Below are 18,783 nucleotides of genomic sequence, written 5' to 3'. Positions count from 1 at the left end.
GGTTTGCTCAACGTTCGCGCGCGGGCGGGCGGTGGCGTGTGCGCGTAGGCCTCACGGCAATCGCCGCCGCCATGCTGCTCAACGCCTGCTCGTTCGCACCCACGTATCACGCACCGGCTGCGGCCATCCCCACGCACTTCAAGGAGGCCGGCGACTGGCAGCTCGCGCGCCCGGCCGATCAGTTGCCGCGCGACGGCTGGTGGAAGGTGTTCAAGGATCCTATGCTCGACCAGCTCGAGCCCCAGGTGGCCAAGGCCAATCCGAACGTCGCCGCCGCGCTCGCGCGTCACGACGAAGCCGATGCGCTCACCGCGCGAGCCCGCTCCGCGCTGTTGCCCACCGTGGGCCTCGACGCCCAGGTCGACCGCGAGCGGCAATCGGCGCTGCGTCCGCTGCGTGGCAGCGGCCAGCCCAACGTCTACGACTCGAACACGCTCGACGTGGGGATCGGCTACGACCTCGACCTGTGGGGCAAGGTACGCAACGAGGTGAAGGCGAACGAGGCGTCGAGCGTAGCGAGCGAAGCCGATCTCGCCTCGCTGCAACTGAGCCTGCAGGCAAAGCTCGCCACGACCTGGTTCAACCTGCTCGGGCTCGATCAGCAATCCAAACTGTTGACCGACACGATCGCCACCTACAAGCGCGCGCTCGAACTGACCGAGAGCCGCCATCGCGGCGGCATCGCCTCGTCGCTCGACGTTTCGCGTGCGCAGAACCAGCTCGCCGCCGCACAGGCCTCCTATGACGATGTGAGCGCGCGCCGCGCGCTCTACGAGCACGCGATCGCCACGCTCATCGGCGTGCCCGCGTCGGAATTCAATGTCGCGCCCGACACGATCCGCCCGCATCTGCCGAACCTGCCTGCGGGGCTGCCCTCCGCACTGCTGCAGCGGCGTCCCGACATCGCCGCCGCCGAGCGCCGCGTGGCCGCCGCCAACTCGGAAATCGGCGTGGCGAAGGCCGCGTTCTTCCCGGACCTCTCATTGGGTCTGGACGGCGGCTACCAGAGCGACACGTTCTCGCCGTGGATTGCCGCGCCCAATGAGATGTGGTCGATCGGCCCCGAACTGATGATGACGATCTTCGACGGTGGCCGCCGCGAAGCGATCGTGCGCGGCGCGCGCGCGAAGCTCGCCGAGAATGGCGCCGACTACAAGGCCACCGTGCTCAACGCGTTCCAGCAGGTCGAGGACAACCTCGCGCTGCTGCATCATCTGGGCGACGAGGCACAGCGCGAAGACGAGGCGCTCACGGCGGCACAGCGCACGCTCACGCTCTCGATGTCGCAGTATCGCGACGGCGTGGTCAGCTATCTCGACGTGGTGACCGCGCAGACCACCGAGCTTTCCACGCAGATCGCCTCGCTGGAGTTGGACACGCGGCGCCTCGACGCCACCGTGGGCCTCATCCAGGCGATCGGTGGCGGCTGGAGCACCCGGCAGCTCGGCGACGACACGGCAGCGGCTGCAAAGGCCGCAGGAACCACGGCAGCACCGCAAACGGACACCGCAGCGACAAACACAAAGGCAGCGGCAACGTCATAAGGTAACCTGCGCGCCACGATGGCGTGCCTGAATCGCCTGAATCGCCCCGCACGGCGCCCGGCACACGCATTACGCGCGTGCCGGGCGCCGTTTTTTCTTCGCGTGTATTTTCAGGGGCCAGGCTTGCGGCATCCATGTCATCGCAGGGTCATGTAAGGAAGCCATCGTTTCGCCTACACCCATCCTGCAACGCTTGCGGCGCGCCGTGCGTGCTTGCGCATGCCTGGCAGTCACGAGGCGATTCGACATGACGAAGAAGAACACTCCCGCCACCAACGACACCACCGCGGGCGTCTCGCGCCGCGGCTTCCTCAAGCTCGCCGGCGCCTCCGGCTTCGCGGGCGCGGCAGGCGCAGCCGCTGCGCTCACCGGCGTGGCGAAGGCCGGCACGGCCACGCCCGACGGCACGCCCGAGCAGATCCACCTCACCTGGGGCGCAGACCCGCGCAGCGAAGTCGTGGTCTCGTGGGCATCGCTTGCGGCCGCCACGCATCCGCGCGTGACCTACAGTGCAGACCGTGGCCGCCGCGAAGTCGTGAACGCGGTTCAGCGCACCTATACGGACGGCCTCACGGGCGTCGTCGTGTTCACGTATCACGCACGCCTCTCCGGCCTGCACGCCGACACGACCTATCGCTACGAAGTCACCGCCGACAACGACAGCCACGCGGGCAGCCCGTTCAGCGCGAGCTTCACCACCGCGCCGCACGGACGCAAGCCGTTTCGCTTCACGAGCTACGGCGACCTCGCCACGCCCAATACCGGATGGGTGCTTTCGTCGCCGCAAAGCCGCTTCGCCGTGGAGGCCGTCGAGCGCTTCCAGCCGCTGTTCCATTTGCTCAACGGCGACCTCTGCTACGCGAACCTGAACCCCGCGCATCAGACCGACGTGTGGCGCGACTTCGCGAACAACAACCAGAGCTCGTCGTCGAACCGTCCATGGATGCCCTGCCCCGGCAACCATGAAATCGAGTTCTACAACGGCCCGCAAGGGCTCGAATCGTATCTCACGCGCTATACGCTGCCCGAGAACGGCACGCGCTTCGCGGGCCGCTGGTACAGCTTCCGCGTGAGCAACGTGCTGTTCGTCTCGCTCGACGCCGACGACGTCGTGTACCAGGACGCCGCCGCGTTCGTGGCCGGCCCCGCGCCGCTCGTGCCCGCGGCCAGCACGGGCAACGCGCCCATCGCGGCGGGCTCGTCGTTCTACGTGCGCGGCTACAGCAACGGCGAGCAGACGCGCTGGCTCGAAAAGACGCTGCGCCACGCCTCGCAGGACGACGACATCGACTGGATCGTCGTGCAGATGCATCAGGACGCGCTGAGCTCCTCGAAGACGGGCAATGGCTCGGACAAGGGCATCCGCGAGGCGTGGCTGCCGCTCTTCGACCGCTACGGCGTGGACCTCGTGGTGTGCGGCCACGACCACGACTATGAGCGCAGCTATCCGGTGCGCGGCTGCAATCATCACGCGGGCGTGGATGCGGCCACGGGCACGCCCGTCGATACGCTGCAGCCGAAGCCCGCGGCGAACGCGCAGGCAGGCGCCAGTACGTTCGATACGAGCCACGGCACGATCCACCTGATACTCGGCGGCGGCGGCACGAGCGCGCCGCTCGACGTCTACGGCGTGGATGTCGGCAACGGCAATCCGCAGGCAAAGGTGTTCACGAAGCCGAACCGGCCCGTGCCTGGCACGACGCCGGGGACTTATGTGCGCGCGGGCGCCGACGCGCTCGAAGACGCGATCTGGTCCGCGCAACGCGATACGGGTACCGGTTATGGGATCGCCGTGTTCGACGTGGAGCCGGGCGAGCACGGCGGCAAAACGACCATCACGATGAACTACTACCACGCGCCGGGCGCCGACCAGACGCCCACGCCGAACTACGAGCTCTTCGAGACGGTCACGCTCGCGAAGTCGCGCAAATGAGCGTCTGGCGAGGCGCAGCTATAAGCGCCTTGGCCTGGTGGCTCTGGTGACCCTGGTGACGATCGGCGGCGTTCAGGCGAGCCCTGGCGCGGCCGCTTGCAGAACGTCCACGCGCTTGGGCACGAGGCCGAGATCGAGGAAGGTATCGGCGATCTTCTGCTGTTCGCCGAGGATGGTCTTCGTGATCGGCACCGTGCCGAACGCCGTGCGGTCGACCGCCTGCGCGACCACGGGCGCGGGCAGCCCCCAGAGCTTCGCAAGCTCGGCGGCATACGCCGCGCGATTGTTCTTGCCCCACTCGTCCGTTTTGGCGACCTCCTCGATCACCACGCGAATCACGTCGGGGTTCTGGCTCGCGTAATCGCGCGACGAAAAGTAAAAGCCGCGATTGACCACCACGCCGCTCGCATCGGCGAGCACGCGCGCGCCGAAGCTTGCCTGCGCGGCCGCGAAGAACGGGTCCCAGATGACCCAGGCGTCGATGGAGCCGTTCTCGAACGCCGCGCGCGCATCCGCCGGCGCGAGGAACACCGGATGGACGTCGCGGTAATCGAGCCCGTGCTTGCGCAGCAGTTGCACGAGGAAATAGTGGACGTTGCTGCCCCGGTTGAACGCGACGCGCTTGCCCTTCAGATCGGCGACCTCGCGCAGCGGCGAGTTGCGCGGCACGAGCACCGCCTCCGACTGCGGCCGCGGCAGCGTGGCCGCCACGTAGGCGAGCGGTGCGCCCGCAGCCTGCGCGAAGATGGGCGGCGCCTCGCCCACGTCACCGAAATCGATCGAGCCCACGTTGAGCGCCTCCAGCTGCACGGGGCCCGCGTTGAACTCCGTCCAGGTGACCTTGACGCCCAGCGGCGCGAGCCGCTGCTCGAGCGTGCCACGGCCCTTCAGGAGGCTCAGCGCGCCCTTCTGGTTACCAATGCGCAGGGTGCGCGCGGCGTCCGCCGCAAAGGCGCGAGGCGCGCTCAGGGCGGGCAGCGCGACGGCAGCCGCACCCAGCGAAAGTTTGAGAAATGCGCGGCGTGTGCTCATAGGTTCGTATCGAAGGTCGTGGCGGAAAGTTCAACCGATTCTACGAAGCGCCCAGGCAAATCAGAACGATGGAGTTTTCGGATTCAAATCAGTTACAGGACTAAGGGCGTGGGCGGCCCTTACCCCATTTGATGCAAAGCAAATTATGAGATCGCCCGGCCGCTAAGCTTACGGCCGGCGCGACCGCGCTGTGCAGATGCGGCGTCCGAACTCCTCCTACAGAATCTCTCCACCCACGCTCAAATGAACAAACCTCTTCTTGCCGGGCTGGCACTCATTGCCGCGCTTGGCGCCGGCCATGCGGCCGCTCAGAGCACTCAGCCCGCCCAGGCCACTCGCCCCGCACAAGCAGCGCAGACGGCCCCAGCCGCTCCGGCCCGTTCGATAGACCAGGCCGATGTGTTTCTGAGCGTCTGTCAACAGCCGGAAAATCACGACGCCTGCGTCATGTATCTCGCGGGCTACACCAATGGCGCGCTGGTTCAGACCCTGATCGACAAGCAGCCGCCGCGCTACTGCGTCCCGTCCAATCTCCCGCGCAAGGAACAGCTCAACGCGATCGTGGCCTGGATGAAAGGTCACCTTCAATACGTTCTCGAACCCACCGGCGCGGTCATCTACAAGGCGCTGATCGGCACATTCCCCTGCCGCTAGGCGCGGCGGCGCGGGATGACGGTCTTCATTCAACGAATTCTCGCGCCTCGATAAACATTTCTTCATATTCCTGCATCGGGTTCGATAGGCTGACCTAACTATTCTCTCAATACCGGGATGCGATTTATCGCATTCGCTAACCGGCCAACCAAATATGTTCTCTGGAGGATAGTTCCATGAAGTCGCTCATGATCGTTGCAGCTCTCGCCGGCGCCGTTGTCACCACGTCCGCTTTCGCTCAAACCACGGCCCCAGCGCAAAACACCTACCCGGCCAACACCACGACGGTCGCCATGAACAACACGGCCACGGCTTTCGAGCAAGGCGGTTGGGTAGCGCCCGATGGTGTGCAGGTCGCCCCGAAGACGCGCGCGCAGGTCTATCACGAACTCGTGCAGGCGGAGCAGGACGGTCAGCTCGCGTACCTGAATTCCACCCTCTACGCACACTGAAGCCTTGCTGCGCCTCGCGCGCAGCCCGCAAGCAGGTCACAGGAGAACGGCACGCCATGCGCGTGCCGTTGCTGTTTTTTGCGCGACAGGTACACGCACGTTGCCGCGCATGTGACCTGAAATCCCACAAACGGTTACCTTCGGCGTGCAGCGCATGACGCGTTACCTGAGCGCTGCGCGTGACGCGCGCTCAGGTGACACTCACGTGACATTCAAGCCGGCTTGGGAAGCGTGATTTGATAGCCGTAACGGCTGATGGTCTCGATGCGCACTTCAATGGCCTCGCGCTCGAGCTTGCGGCGCAACCGCGAGACGACGAGGTTCACGGTCGACGGATCGATATCGTCTTTCTCGGGCCACGCGTAGCGGATCATCTGGTCGCGCGGCACGGGCATGTTGGCCTGGCGCAGCAGGCATTCGATGAGCAGGTATTCGCGGCGCGTGAGTTCCGCGCGCCGCGCGCCTTCCACGATCTCGCGCGTGCTCGCGTCGAGCAGCGGCGCCACGGCGGCGCCTTCCCCGGATGGCGGCGCGACAGTCGTGCCGGTGCGCAGCAGCGCGAGCATGCGCTCGTGCATTTCGATGAACGAGAACGGATAGCGAAAACACGCATCGGCGCCCGCGCGCAGCAGCTCCGAGCGCTCGTGCGCGCCGGCTTCGATGCCGAGCACCGCGATGATGGTCGCACCGTTCGTCGCCTTGGCGAGGCCGGGCAGCAAGGCCAGCAGCTCGGGCAGCAAGGCGCCGTCGAGCGCGACGGCGATTACCGCATCGAAAGGCTCTTCGCCCGCGAGATAGACGCCGTCGCGCAGCTCGTGCGCGCGTTGCAGGCTGTGGGCGCTTTCCTGCAGGGCCTTTTGCAGCCATGCGCCTTCGGCATGGCATGGCGAGATAAGGAGTATGCGCATAGGCTCGTGTGTGGGTTGGCTCGGTTTGCCCCAGTTTGTCCCGCTCAGGTGAGCGCGCGCGGCCAGCATTCGACGCTCATGCGTGCGCCTGGGCCGCCCGCTTGATTCGCTTCGTTCGCGGCCTTCGCGAGGTCACTCGCGTCGTCCATGCGCAGCGTGAAGTCGTGCACGCGCATGACCGCCGCCACGACGCTCAAGCCCAGCCCCGAGCCTGCTATATGGCGCACGGCGTCGCCCCGATAGAAGCGCTGCAGTACGGCGGCGCGCTCGCCCGGCGCGATGCCCGGGCCGTTGTCGGCCACTTCGAGCAGCGGCCCGAGCGCCGTGCCGCGCAAGGTCACGCTGACGATCCCGTCATGCTCGGGCGCGAACTTGATGGCGTTGTCGATGAGGTTGCTGAAGGCTTCGAAGAGCAGCGCACGGTCGCCGTGAATCTCGCTGACAGGCGCGATGCTCACGCGCCATTCGATCTCGCGGCTTTCGGCAAGGGGTTCGTAGAGTTCGGCCAGCTCCTGCACGAGCGCCTGCAGGTCGACGGTCGCAAAGCCGCCGCGACGATGCAGCGTGCCGATCTCGGAGATGCGCAGCATCGCGCGAAAACGCTCGAGCAACTGGCCTGTCTCGACGCGCGCGCGCTCGACGAGGTCCGCGCCCGCTTCGTCGCCACGCAGGCTCTCGCGTTCGGCCACGCGCGCAAGCAGCGTATGCAGATGCACGAGCGGCGTGCGCAGGTCGTGCGCAATGCCATCGCACGCGCCCTTGACCTCGCCCATCAAGCGCTCGACCTCGTCGAGCATGTGGTTCACGAGATGCGCGAGCATGTCGAGTTCGTCGTCGCCGCCCACGGGCAGGCGCCGGTCGAGGTCGCCGCGCGCGATGCACTGCGTGACGCGGCGGATCTCGCGCACGCGCCGGATCTGCCGCATGCCGAGCACCAAACCGCCCGCGAGCGCGGCGCACAGCGCGAGCACCGCCCCGAGCGACAGCGCGCGCACCACGATCTCGCGGATGCGCAGCACGCTCGTCATGTCGCGCGCGACGACCAGGTGCATGCCATTGGGGCGCACCTCGCCCACGATGCGCACGATCGGCGACTGCTGTTGATCGTTGGGCTTCAGGACATGCTTGAGCGTCGAGCCCGCGCGGTTATAGGCGAGGTTCGGCGGCGCCTCGAGGATGTCGCCGGCCACGTAGCGGCCGTCGTTCGTGAAGAGGCCGTAGTAGTTCACGTGCATGCGCTCGTGCTCGAGCCGCTGATAGATCGCGGCGGGCAGTTGCGCATCGGGAATCGAGTCGAAGTAGATGAGCTGCCAGCCCATGATGGTGTCGGCGTCGTGCTCGATCGAAGTGGTCGCGACCCACGCGATGGAGCCGACCAGCAGCGTGAGGAACACGCCGAACAGCGCGGTGTAGGCGCACAACCAGCGAAACGTCGTGGTGTGCCAGCGCCGGCGCGGGATCGCGGGCGCGGAGGAGGAGGGACGGCTCGTCACGCGGGATTATCCGAGAATGTAGCCGGAGCCACGCACCGTCTGGATCAGCGGCGGCACGCCCGGCGGATCGATTTTCTTGCGCAGGCGGCCCATGTGCACGTCGATCAGGTTGGTGCCCGGATCGAAGTGGTAGCCCCAGACCGCCTCGAACAGCATGGTGCGCGTGATGGTCTTGCCCGCGTGGCGCATCATGAATTCGAGCACGCGGTATTCGGTGGGCAGGAGCGCGACTTCTTCGCCGTCGCGGCGCACCTTGCGGGAGATGAGGTCGAGCTCGAGCGGCCCCACGCGCAGCGCGGTCTCGCGCGCGACGCTCGCGCCCTGGCGGCGGCGCAGCAGCACCTCGAGGCGCGCGGTGAGCTCCTCGGGGTCGAAAGGCTTTGTGAGGTAGTCGTCGCCGCCCGCGCGCAGGCCGCGCACGCGCTCGTCGACGTCGCCGAGCGCGCTCAGCATCAGCACCGGCGTCTGGATGCCGACCGTGCGCATGGCCGTGAGGATCGACAGGCCGTCGACGCCCGGCAGCATGCGGTCGAGCGTGATGGCGTCGTATTCGTCGCTCATCGCGCGCGCCATGCCGTCGCGGCCGTTGTCGACCCAATCGACGGCAAAGCCGCGTTGCGTCAGTTCACTGACAATTTCATTGGCTGTGACGGCATCGTCTTCCACCGTCAATACGCGCACCTGGCTCATTTCCTCGCACTCCGCCGCGCGTCACATGCGCGGCCTCTTTCGAAGTGCAAGTTTACCGTCGTAAGGCCGCCGTGCCGCGCCTGCTTTCATGAAATTAAATTTAGGTTTGCAAACGCCTGCCAACGCTTTGGCCATGCACCGCATGCTTTCAGTTATCTTGCGGGCCGCGGCCTGGCGCGGCGGCGCCTGGCACCGTCATTCGGCGCCACGCGCGGGATCGGCGCGCAAATCGAGCTGGTAGCCGTAGCGGTTGATGGTCTCGATCTGCGCGCGCGCGCCGTGCGTAATGAGCTTGCGGCGCAGCCGCGACACCACGAGATTGACGCTCGAAGGCTCGACGTCGCCTTTCTCGGGCCACGCATAGCGGATCAACTGCTCGCGCGCGACCGGCGCATTCGCGTGGCGCAGCAAGCATTCCACCAGCAGATATTCGCGCGTGGTAAGCGAGATGCGCCGCTCATCGACGACCAGGTCACGCGTGAGCGGATCGAGCCGCGCCGCACACGGCCCCGCCTGGGCAAGCGCGGTGCGCCGCAGCGCGAGCATGCGCTCCTGGATCTCGAGAATCGACCAGGGCTGCACGAAGCAGGCGTCGGCGCCCGCGCGCAACAGTTGCGCGCAGTCGGCGGGTGTCGCGCGCGTGAGCGCGACGACGATCGCCGGCGCGTCGGGCAGACGCGTGAACGAGCCGAGCACATCGGTGAAACCATCGTGCGCGTTCGCACCGCTGGTGCACAGGATCACCGTGTCGAACGGCTCCTGGGAGGCGAGGTAGGCGGCGTACTGAAGGTTGTCGGCAACCTCGACGCTATTGAGGCTCTCGCTCAGCGCCTTGTATAGATAGCTCCGCTCCGCGTCGGAGGAGGAGCACAGCAGGACTCTCATTGATAACGCGTGTTGTGCCAGGAATGAGCAGGCCAGCAGTCGATGGTCACGGTCGTGCCCGTGCTCGCGTGCCCGGCTGCGCCTGGCGCGGCGCCATGAGCGGACTCGGGTGCGAAGGCGGGCGCAAAGTCGGGCACCGCCGCGCCGATGGCGAGCCGGTAGTCGTGCAGCCTCAAGACCGCGGCGACGATCCCGAGTCCGAGGCCCGTACCCGGCACATGGCGGGCTGCGTCGCTGCGGTAGTAGCGGCCGAGCACCGCATCGCGCTCTTCGGGCGCGATGCCGGGGCCATTGTCGGTGACGCTGAATTGCGCGCCCGCATAGGTCGCGTGCAGCGCGACGCGCACCGTGCCGCCGTGGGGAGCGAACTTGATCGCGTTATCGAGCAGATTGCTGAAGGCTTCGAAGAGCAACGCACGGTCGGCGTCAACAGGTGCAACGTCGGCCAGCGCGATGCTTAGCTCGATCGCCTTTTCTTCGGCGAGCGGGGCGTAGAGTTCGCACAGCTCGGTGACGAGATCGGCAAGCGCCACCGGCGCGAACGCGCTGCGCCGTTTGATTGCGCCAATCTCGGAGATGCGCAGGAGTGCAGAGAAGCGCTCGAGTACGGTGTCGGCTTCCTCGCGCGCGCTCACGAGCACGGCGGCCATCGCGGGCTCGCCGCGCCGCTCTAGTGCGTCGGCCGCATGTGAAAGGCGCAGACGCAGCCGCGTGAGCGGCGTGCGCAGGTCGTGCGCGATGCCATCGCACGCGCTCTTGACCTCGCCCATCAGCCGCTCGACTTCGTCGAGCATGCGGTTGACGAGATGGGCCAGCATATCGAGCTCGTCGCGGCCCGCAACGGGTAGCCGCTCGCCGAGATCGCCGCCGGCGATGCGGCCGGTCGCGCGGCGAATCTCCGCCACGCGACGGATCTGCCTCATGCTCAGCAGCAGCCCGGCGCAGAGACTGCCGCACAGGCACAACAGGCCGCCTCCATATAGCGCCTTCAACAGCTCGCCGTGCACGTGGCGCACATCGGACAGCGTGCGCGCCACGACGAGGCGCGAACCGTCCGCGCGCACTTCGCCCATCGCGCGCAGCGGCGGCTGCGCAGCGCCGATGTCGAGCATCATGGTTTGCCCGCGCACGTGCTCGTGCGAGCGGCCCCAGGGGTCGAGCGCGAGTTCGGCCGGCATGGCATGGATGTCGCCGGCGATCCAGTGGCCATCGGCGGAGAACAGGCCGTAGAAGTTCTGGCGTCGGTTTTCGCGACGCAGCCGCGCGTCGATGGCGGCGCCGAGCGACGCGTCGCTGCGCGAGTCGAAGTAACGCAGTTGCCAGCGCAGGCCGCTGTCGGTCTCGCGGATCATCGCGTGGGTCACCGAATACTGGATGAAGCCCAGCAGCACCATGAACGACACCGAAAAGATCGCCGCGTAGGCGGCGAACCAGCGGAAGGTCGTGGTCTGCCAGCGGTCGTGTCCAATATCGCCCGCCTGCGCCCGCACCGGCGGTGCCTCGGGAACGAACGCGCCTGTGCGGCCCGCCACCCAGCCTGGCAGGTTCATTGTGCGCCTCGCACCGGCTGCGGTAGGGCGCAAGGCTCCATGCCGCACCCGCGCCGCGGCGAAGTTTGATGCAGGTGCGCCGTGATTTCGCTGACTGACATGACTCTCCCGATGGCTAACCCCGCCGACGATGAACGATGCGCGCGGCGACGACCCATTGAGGACCCACCATGGACCAATACGCGCGCCTTGCCATGATAGGGGGGGCGATGCGCTGCAACGGCATCAGCACGATGAAGAGCGGGTCATGTTCTTACCGGCCGATGACGGCTGGCTGTCAGTTTGTCAATTCGGACCAACGCGAAGAGGTGCGGAATTGCGAGGCGTGGGTTTGAAGGGCACCGCCATCGCATGCGTCTGACGACGGCGCGAACGGTTGGGCCCATCGCGTTCACCGGGCCCGTTGCATCGATGAAAGTTGTTTCATCCTGTTGAGCGCTTTCCAGATCTGCCCGCTGCTTATGCTCGACGCTCGTTGGCATGCCATGGGTGCGATGTCGTTCTGCATCGCCGGCGTGTCGCTGGTTCGTCGGCACCCGTGCCGACGCATTCGTCCATAGACAGTCGGAGGTCACCATGAAGCGTTGGCTCAAGTTCGCATTGATCCCTTTCCTTGGCGTCGCAAGCGCGAGCGCGTTCGCGGCACCCCAGCTCACGCCGCACGCCTGTCACAGCTATCCGTTCGTGCGGCCCGCGCACGAGGTGACGCATGGCGAACTCATGCAGGAACTGAAGGACCTCTCGCTGGTTGGCTACCAGGAGCATGCCGTGGACAACGATTACCCGTCCGACCTTCAGGCGGCTCAGGAACGGCTCAGCAGCCTCTATCGTCACGACTGCCTTGGGTCACCTACGGCGTCCCCGACGCAGCAGGTGACGCAGACACAGGCGCAGGCAGAGTGAGGGCGGCAAAACGGGCGCGTAAAGGTCACCTGTGTGCAATGTTGCAATGCACCTTGCAGCACTGGCCTGGAACGTGAAGGTGACTTACGCGGCTGTTTCCCATATCTGGTGACCTGCTGTAGGTAACCAGATATGGGAGGTGGGGACCTATCGGTGGATGCCCTCGAGGTTAGACAGTCACGGAGCAGCAAGGAACAGGGCAGACGGATCGCAGTTTTTCGGACGCCAGGCGTCTAGCAAAGCAATGAGTTCCTCAGGCGGCAGTCGGATCCCATAGACGGTTACCTTTTAGCGTTGGCTTGTCCCATAGTCAGACACCATTGAGTGTATTTATTATAAAAATCATAAAGTTAAAGTACACACTCAATGTCAATTCTCAAGATTTCAAGGATAGGTCCCGTGTTTTGGGAGGCGTTTTCATGCGCTTTGTCCCATAGGTCACCGGGTTTGGGACAGCGTAAGTTGGTGATCACTCACATCTCTATAGGGTCCCGGTTTTGGGAGACGTCTCTTTCATCGGACGCCTGTTTCAGTGTTTACCTTTTACGCTTTAGAACCTTTAGTAAACCTTTAGGCGGCGCAAAGCCTTATCTGGCAAGGGTTTGCGGGCGATTTGGTGGCGACTTATGGGACCCGGGGAACCGGCTATGGGAGCTCGGGGTTGTGGATATGGGGGTTCGGTAGCCTCGCATGGGGATTCGGGTCTGTGGATATGGGGAAAAGGTCGCTCCGTATGGGAGAAATTGCCGAAACCCACTGAGGTCACCCTCTATGGGATCACGGAAAGGTAGCGCGGTATGGGATGCGAAGACCGCATCTGCCTGATCGGAAGGCCATTTGCGCTGCCAAAAGGTCGCCATTTATGGGAAATCTTGGAGGTAACCGGTTATGGGGCGTTGCTGCAAGGGGTTCTGGAGGTAACCATTCGCGATTGGATAGGAGACCCGCGTGAATGCTTGCCCGGAACTTTGATCACGATGCTCAGGTAACGCGCTATGGGATCAATCGAGAGTACCCGGTTATGGGAGTTTTCTCGCGGCCACGGCTCCAGAATGTGCCTATTGCGGGCGATTTCAGGTGCCCATATATGGGATAGCCAATAGGTCACCGGAAATGGGACATTTTTCCCATGCAGCTCGGCCATAGTCCACGAAGCAGCGGTTCACTGAAATCCCCCATAAACAGCTACCTGTGGGTAACCTGATCGAGAGTGAGTACTCACTTGTGAGCTTCAGGTAACGTGTTATGGGAGCTAATTCCGGGTGTCGAACCGCAATGGTTACCGGATATGGGATCGTGCCTGGCCCGCTGGAACGTGCTTCGATGGCCGCCTGGATGCCCGGCACGGCGGCTAAAAGCACGGCCTGTCAACTTTTCCTGCGTGCGGTGTCGTGCTCCCGCATACGCGCGCGGTGCAGCCTTGAGTCACCTGATTGGTTGGTATACAGTTACCAACCGACCAGGTTCCCTTTTAACGTGGGTCATATGGCAAGAAAAAAGGCCGATGCCGGCGATGCCGACAAGCAAGGTGCACTTGTATTCCAGCAAGGCCAGCCGCCTGATCTCTTCCGCAAGGCGGTCCCCGCGATTCACATCGCGCCGAAATCCGGATCGATCAGCCTCCAGCAGCGCAAGATGTTCAGTTCGCTGATCAAGAACGCGATCCGCCAGGATTCTCTGGAAGCCGGCCGCTCTTCGTTCGAGATCACGATCTCCGCCCTCTCGCAGGACGTCGATCTGAACAGCAACAATACAGAGTACGTCAAGGAGACGATCAATTCGCTGATCAGCACGGTCGTCAACTGGGACTATCTCACGCAGGACAAACGCAGCATCTGGAAGGCGTCGGGCTTGCTCGCCGGCGCCGAACTCGAACGCTCGGTGCTGCGGTATACCTTCTCCGAGCAGATTCGCGGCGAACTCCTGAATCCCGAAATCTACGCGATGATCGACATGCGGATCACGCGTCAATTCAGGAAAGCACATTCGCTCGCCCTGTGGGAAAACGTCGTGCGCTACGAAGCGGTTGGCGTGACGGCGCGTTTTCCACTCGCGACGCTGCGCGACCTGATTCTCGGCCAGGACACCTCGGCGCAGTCGTACAAGCTCTACAAGCAGTTCAAGAGCCGCGTGCTGATTCCCTGCATCAAGGAAGTCAACGAGATCTCGGACCATAACTTCGAGCTCATCGAGCACAAGGTGGGCCGCTCGGTGGTTGCCCTGCAGTTTCGTGTGACTCGCAAGCCGGAGACGGATCCGTCCCAGGAGTTGCGTGCGAACGAGACCGTGCTCATCGGCGAGATGTCGAAATTCAGCGTGCCGGTCTCGGAGGCGCGACGTCTTTTGAAGCAGTACGGCGAGGAAAAGATTCGCACGGCCGTGGCCTATACGGCCGCGCGCGTCGCCCAGAAAAATGCGGCGCCGCTTGCGAATGTGGCGGCCTATTTCCGCAAGGCGCTGATGCAGGGTTATCAACTGCCGGGTGCCAATGCGGCAGGCAGCCCGAGCGCCGATACGGGTAAGGCGCGTGAGAGCCAGGATCAGGTGAAGGACCGGTATATCGCGGCGAAGATTGCCGAGGCGCGGGCCTACTTCAACGAGCTCGAGTACGACGATCAGACGGCGCTGATCAAGCGGTACAACGAAACGGTCGGCATGGACAAGCTCAAGGTCTCGACGGCCAAGGTGCCGAGCAAGATGGCGTCGACGAATTTCTTCCGCTGGGTGGTTCTCGACACTTGGGGCCAACCGACTGCCGCCGATCTGCTTGAATTCCTGCTGAGCGGACAACAGGCGCCGGCAGCTGGCGATCTCCAGGCCATGGGCGATGTCGAGCTTGCGTTGAAGACGCGCGCTGAGTGATTACGCGGCCCGTCTGACAATTTTGCGAAATTTATCTATCTTTTTATAGTAGATAAATTTCGCTTCCCCAGTTTTCCTCATACATCGATGCAGTGCCGAACTATTGAAGCTTGGCACTGCGCTCAGGTGTGTCGTTTTTTTCACTGCCAGTGAGTACCGGACTGGCTCGATTCATTTACCTCTTTGTTGCTATGCAGTCTCCACGTGGAGAACTGCAAAGCTGCGTGCGTCGGCGACGCGACGTCGTTAAGTCAGTTGGTTATGGCCGATCGCCATAGTGAGTCGGACCTACTCGCGCTGGATCTGATGTCTCTTTCAAGGACACCATTGGTTTCGCCACGCTCAAACAGGACTTGATGTAGCGCCGATAGAGGAACTGGCGCTGCCGCCGCGAGTAATGCTTGTCCGCCAGGTATTTTGCCAAAAATCGATGAGTAATCGATTGTGCTGAAGCCTCGAGTGCCAGCGCTTACGGTGCGCTGCATACCTGCTTCTATGACCGTCGGATCTCCACGTGGAGATTGGGCCCACGCACTTGGCGCCACGTAGACTGAAGTTACTAAAGGCGAAGAAATTCAGGCTCATGCCTGTCTTGCGGGAACTTGTAGCGAGTGGCGCCCGGGCACATCACAGACAAGGCCATGCAATCCGCTCCTGTACGGTTGGCTCTCCACGTGGAGATGAGACCGTTCGCCCGCAATGATTCGCCGTTTGAACGCGGCTAAATCGGGGCAGTCGAGATCGTTCTGACCTGAGCCGACGGCACAATCTCCACGTGGAGATCGAATATCGGAGGTCGTCGAGACACGATTCTCCAGTTCACTCGCGCCTTCTTTCGGATGAATCCCCCTAACACCCGATTTCTGAATTGAATCTATCTCGACGTCCAGTGTGGAATCGAAAACCGCCGACAGAATATTTGAAACGAGACGGGTTCGAATCACCCTGCACAGCGCCGATGAAGTCTCCACGTGGAGATCCTACCTCCGTGACTGCCACCGTCCGATCACAGATTTCCTGTAGTTGTCTCTGTATGACGGCGCTATGCATCGAATCTCTTATCCAAATGGCCAGTTTGGTTGTGAGCCGACAACGATTTCGGCGCTGAAGCTAGAATTTACTTTAACTTGCCGCTAGACTGCCAACTGACTCGCTGGAGAGTCTCCACGTGGAGATCGCGCGTGAAGCGGGCGCCGGCGTTGAACATTGCATGGAGAACCGAATGGGACTGGTCATAGCGGTAGCGAACCAAAAGGGCGGGGTGGGCAAAACCACGACCAGCATGAATCTGGCGGGTGCGTTTCAGTCCGAAGGCTATAAGGTCTACGTCGCAGACGCAGACGGCCAGCAATCATGCATGAGCTGGTGCGCGGCGGCCGGGCCGGAAACACCGCTTCCATTCCGCGTCGGTAGCATCAATAAGCTCGAGAAGATGATTGGGCCGGAGATTGCCGCGCTCGCGAACGACTACGACGTCGTCATCGTCGACTGCCCGCCGAATATCAACGATTTGACTACCGCCCGCGTCCTCGCCGTTGCCGACGCAACTATCATCCCGACCGACGCATCGCCGATCGACATCTGGAGTAGTGAAGGGATGATGGAGTTGGTCGAGCGCACGCGAGTGGCCAATCCTGCGGGAAAATTCGCAATTTTGCTGAATAAATCGAATTCCAAGACGCTCCTCCACACACAGATGAGCGCGATTCTTGCCGAGAGCAATGTCCGCGTGCTCGCGTCCACCGTCAAGCAACGCGAACTGTATCGCCAGGCGGCGGCGCTTGGCCGAACGGTCTTCGACGTTAAGGGCGTGCGTGGCGCGAAGGTCGCGAAGGACGAAATCTCCGCGGTCTACAGCGAAATCATTGCGCTCGTTCAGGAAGAAGAGGAGGTCGTCGATGGCAACTAAGCTCAATTTCACCAGCAAGGTCAGGGCGGGCATGGCGGTTGAGCGCGTGTCCGCGGGCGAGCGTCTTGCCGATGGCGACGTTGTCGGCATTGCGCAGCGCGACGCATCGGTGGTCACGCTTGCAGAAGTGGCACCGGTAGCACCGGTGGAACCCGTTGCGCTCGACGTCCACGCGGTGACGAAGATCCCGGTCGAGGACGTCGTCTCGAATCCGTACAATCCGCGCGCGTTTTACAGTGCGGAGACAATCGACGAACTTGCGGAAAGTTTTGCCAAGCAAGGCCAGATCACGCCGATTCTCGTCACGCGTTTGCCCGAGTTTCCTGGCAAGTACGTGATCGTCGACGGTGAGCGTCGTATCAGGGCGGCACGCTCGCGTGGCGACAAACATATCGATGCCGACGTCCGCGACGGTCTCGATAACCAGAATCTCTATTTGCGTGCCTACCACGCCAACAAGGAGCGAGAGGAGCAGACGGTCTTCGACGACGCGCTGGCCTGGAAGAAGTTGCTCGACGATGGCGTTTATGTCGATCAGGTCGAATTGGGCGTTGCGGTCGGCGAGGATCCGAAGCACATCAGCAAGGTGATTTCGCTCACGTCTCTGCCGCCGTATCTGCTGCAGCGCATGGCGCAGCATCGCAAGGACATCGGTCTTGGTCACGCCTACAACATCAAGCTGATTTTCGATCGTGCTGGCGCGAGCGTTGCCGAGCATTGGCTCGGGCAGGTCATCGAAGGCAAGGCGAGCGTGCGCAAGCTCGAGGCGGCTGCGTCGGCGGAGGCGGGTGCACGCCGTATCGGACCGCGCCGCACGCACTATCAGTCACGCGTGCAATTCAGCCGTCCGGATGGTATCGCGCTCGGCGAACTGAAGCTTTTTGGCGACGGTCGCGCGGAGCTCAGCCTGAAGGGCATCGCGGCGGCAGATCAGCAGCGTTTGGCCGAGCGAATGAAGGCCGTGATCGACGAATGGGCCGCCGAGATGGATACGGTTGCCGAGACAAATTAAGATCGCACATCTGAAAATCGGAAAGGGCAGGGCCAGAAGGGCGCCTGCCCTTTGCTTTTGGGGTGCGGGAAGTGACCCTGGTCGGTCATAATCGCAGCTAGGGTCGAAACCGTGAAACACCGCCAGAGGAATTGTCATGGCAAAAATCACCTTTCAAATCAAAGGGATGTGCGATAATTCATAGAATGTTTCACGGTTAGGCGTAATTTGTGGGGGGTTATAGGGTGAATGTCACTTCGATTGCAGCGCCGTGAGCATTTTCCAACTCAAAACGTCTCATATGAAATGTAATTCGTAGTTATTGATACATTTCGGCAGATCGCGAGACGGATTGACAATCGCAGCCACCTACGCCATCCTTGTACGAATGAATTACCGCCACTGCCCGATTACGCTGATTATTCGCACCATTCATCGAATGGTGGGTTAGCGTACGTCTGGCAAAAGCGACAACAACCCGCCCCACGAGGCGGGTTTTTTGTTTCCGCCTCCTGGCAAACAAGAGCAAAGAGACAGCACAGGAGCCGTCATGCAGGTCGAATCGAGCCATACCGTAGTCGAAGCCAACACCGCCAATGCTGCTCCGGTCAGAAGCCAGCCAGGCAACACGCAGCCGACCGATTACCTTCGCCTTATCCTCACCGCCCGCGTCTATGACGTGGCCCGCGAGACCGAGCTGGAGCGCGCGCCGAACCTCTCGGCACGCCTGCGCAACACCGTCCTGCTCAAGCGCGAGGACAACCAGCCCGTGTTCTCCTTCAAGCTGCGCGGCGCCTACAACAAGATGGCGCACCTGACGCCCGGGCAGCTCGAGCGTGGCGTGATCACCGCTTCGGCCGGCAATCATGCGCAGGGTGTGGCGCTATCGGCAGCGAAGCTCGGCGTGAAGGCCGTGATCTGTGTGCCCATCACCACGCCCCAGGTCAAGGTCGATGCAGTGCGCGCCCATGGCGGTT

Annotated in this window: 15 protein-coding genes; 9 read left to right on the top strand and 6 right to left on the bottom strand. The window is 63.3% G+C overall.

Annotated elements, in window-relative coordinates; all coding sequences use genetic code 11:
- Positions 1-71: 71 nt before the first annotated feature.
- On the top strand, positions 72-1,544 hold the full coding sequence (locus BO1_RS53165; RefSeq protein ID WP_043287057.1) for an efflux transporter outer membrane subunit: 1,473 nt from the start codon (positions 72-74) through the stop codon (positions 1,542-1,544).
- Positions 1,545-1,791: 247 nt separating this feature from the next.
- Complete coding sequence (locus tag BO1_RS28945) at positions 1,792-3,477, top strand: purple acid phosphatase family protein (protein WP_028220540.1); 1,686 nt, start codon at positions 1,792-1,794, stop codon at positions 3,475-3,477.
- Positions 3,478-3,549: 72 nt separating this feature from the next.
- Here BO1_RS28945 and BO1_RS28940 read toward each other — a convergent pair whose 3' ends face one another.
- Entirely contained in the window at positions 3,550-4,509 is a 960-nt protein-coding gene (locus BO1_RS28940; RefSeq protein ID WP_028220539.1) for a sulfonate ABC transporter substrate-binding protein, read from the bottom strand.
- 243 nt (positions 4,510-4,752) lie between these two features.
- Between BO1_RS28940 and BO1_RS59500 the strand changes: the two genes are divergently transcribed.
- Both BO1_RS59500 and BO1_RS28930 read left to right on the top strand, forming a co-directional pair.
- Positions 4,753-5,163: a Rap1a/Tai family immunity protein gene (locus tag BO1_RS59500; RefSeq protein WP_156992435.1), complete on the top strand. Its 411-nt coding sequence runs from the start codon at positions 4,753-4,755 to the stop codon at positions 5,161-5,163.
- A 176-nt stretch (positions 5,164-5,339) separates the two neighbouring features.
- A complete protein-coding gene (locus BO1_RS28930) occupies positions 5,340-5,615 on the top strand; it encodes a DUF4148 domain-containing protein (protein ID WP_028220537.1) in 276 nt (91 codons plus the stop codon).
- Positions 5,616-5,827: 212 nt separating this feature from the next.
- On the opposite strand, the gene BO1_RS28925 is transcribed toward BO1_RS28930, so the two are convergent.
- The 5 genes from BO1_RS28925 to BO1_RS53160 form a co-directional block, all read right to left on the bottom strand.
- Entirely contained in the window at positions 5,828-6,523 is a 696-nt protein-coding gene (locus BO1_RS28925; protein ID WP_028220536.1) for a response regulator transcription factor, read from the bottom strand.
- Positions 6,524-6,567: 44 nt separating this feature from the next.
- Positions 6,568-8,016 carry a sensor histidine kinase gene (locus BO1_RS28920; protein ID WP_084688251.1) on the bottom strand — a complete coding sequence of 483 codons (1,449 nt, stop codon included), beginning with the start codon at positions 8,014-8,016 and terminating at the stop codon, positions 6,568-6,570.
- A gap of 6 nt (positions 8,017-8,022) precedes the next feature.
- Complete coding sequence (locus BO1_RS28915) at positions 8,023-8,697, bottom strand: response regulator transcription factor (protein WP_028220534.1); 675 nt, start codon at positions 8,695-8,697, stop codon at positions 8,023-8,025.
- Positions 8,698-8,901: 204 nt separating this feature from the next.
- The gene (locus tag BO1_RS28910) at positions 8,902-9,591 is read right to left on the bottom strand and encodes a response regulator transcription factor (RefSeq protein ID WP_028220533.1); all 690 of its coding nucleotides are present in this window, start codon (positions 9,589-9,591) and stop codon (positions 8,902-8,904) included.
- The gene (locus BO1_RS53160; protein WP_063744726.1) at positions 9,588-11,141 is read right to left on the bottom strand and encodes a sensor histidine kinase; all 1,554 of its coding nucleotides are present in this window, start codon (positions 11,139-11,141) and stop codon (positions 9,588-9,590) included. Before BO1_RS53160 ends, BO1_RS28910 begins: the two co-directional genes overlap by 4 nt.
- Positions 11,142-11,717: 576 nt before the next feature.
- Here BO1_RS53160 and BO1_RS53155 point away from each other — a divergent pair.
- The 5 genes from BO1_RS53155 to BO1_RS53145 all read left to right on the top strand — a co-directional run.
- Entirely contained in the window at positions 11,718-12,044 is a 327-nt protein-coding gene (locus tag BO1_RS53155) for a DUF4148 domain-containing protein (protein WP_043287006.1), read from the top strand.
- Positions 12,045-13,529: 1,485 nt separating this feature from the next.
- Entirely contained in the window at positions 13,530-14,906 is a 1,377-nt protein-coding gene (locus tag BO1_RS53150; RefSeq protein WP_043287003.1) for a replication initiation protein, read from the top strand.
- 1,168 nt (positions 14,907-16,074) lie between these two features.
- A complete protein-coding gene (gene parA / locus BO1_RS28885; protein WP_245643927.1) occupies positions 16,075-16,815 on the top strand; it encodes a ParA family partition ATPase in 741 nt (246 codons plus the stop codon).
- Positions 16,805-17,827 (top strand): ParB/RepB/Spo0J family partition protein, encoded by a 1,023-nt coding sequence (locus BO1_RS28880; protein WP_052409630.1) that lies wholly within the window; start codon positions 16,805-16,807, stop codon positions 17,825-17,827. Before parA ends, BO1_RS28880 begins: the two co-directional genes overlap by 11 nt.
- A 529-nt stretch (positions 17,828-18,356) precedes the next feature.
- Positions 18,357-18,783 (top strand): pyridoxal-phosphate dependent enzyme (locus BO1_RS53145; protein ID WP_043287000.1); only part of this gene is annotated, 427 nt, incomplete at its 3' end.

The organism is Paraburkholderia oxyphila NBRC 105797 (genome assembly GCF_000685075.1).
GTDB classification, from domain to species: Bacteria; Pseudomonadota; Gammaproteobacteria; order Burkholderiales; family Burkholderiaceae; genus Paraburkholderia; species Paraburkholderia oxyphila.
This window is presented reverse-complemented; position numbering and strand designations above follow the sequence as displayed.

Bases quoted from the DNA above. Each gene is read 5' to 3' on its own strand.
- BO1_RS53165 (WP_043287057.1), top strand. From the start codon at position 72: ATGCTGCTCAACGCCTGCTCGTTCGCACCCACGTATCACGCACCGGCT.
- BO1_RS28910 (WP_028220533.1), bottom strand. From the start codon at position 9,591: ATGAGAGTCCTGCTGTGCTCCTCCTCCGACGCGGAGCGGAGCTATCTA.
- BO1_RS53160 (WP_063744726.1), bottom strand. From the start codon at position 11,141: ATGAACCTGCCAGGCTGGGTGGCGGGCCGCACAGGCGCGTTCGTTCCC.
- BO1_RS28940 (WP_028220539.1), bottom strand. From the start codon at position 4,509: ATGAGCACACGCCGCGCATTTCTCAAACTTTCGCTGGGTGCGGCTGCC.
- BO1_RS28945 (WP_028220540.1), top strand. From the start codon at position 1,792: ATGACGAAGAAGAACACTCCCGCCACCAACGACACCACCGCGGGCGTC.
- BO1_RS28930 (WP_028220537.1), top strand. From the start codon at position 5,340: ATGAAGTCGCTCATGATCGTTGCAGCTCTCGCCGGCGCCGTTGTCACC.
- BO1_RS28880 (WP_052409630.1), top strand. From the start codon at position 16,805: ATGGCAACTAAGCTCAATTTCACCAGCAAGGTCAGGGCGGGCATGGCG.
- BO1_RS28925 (WP_028220536.1), bottom strand. From the start codon at position 6,523: ATGCGCATACTCCTTATCTCGCCATGCCATGCCGAAGGCGCATGGCTG.
- BO1_RS53155 (WP_043287006.1), top strand. From the start codon at position 11,718: ATGAAGCGTTGGCTCAAGTTCGCATTGATCCCTTTCCTTGGCGTCGCA.
- BO1_RS53150 (WP_043287003.1), top strand. From the start codon at position 13,530: ATGGCAAGAAAAAAGGCCGATGCCGGCGATGCCGACAAGCAAGGTGCA.
- BO1_RS59500 (WP_156992435.1), top strand. From the start codon at position 4,753: ATGAACAAACCTCTTCTTGCCGGGCTGGCACTCATTGCCGCGCTTGGC.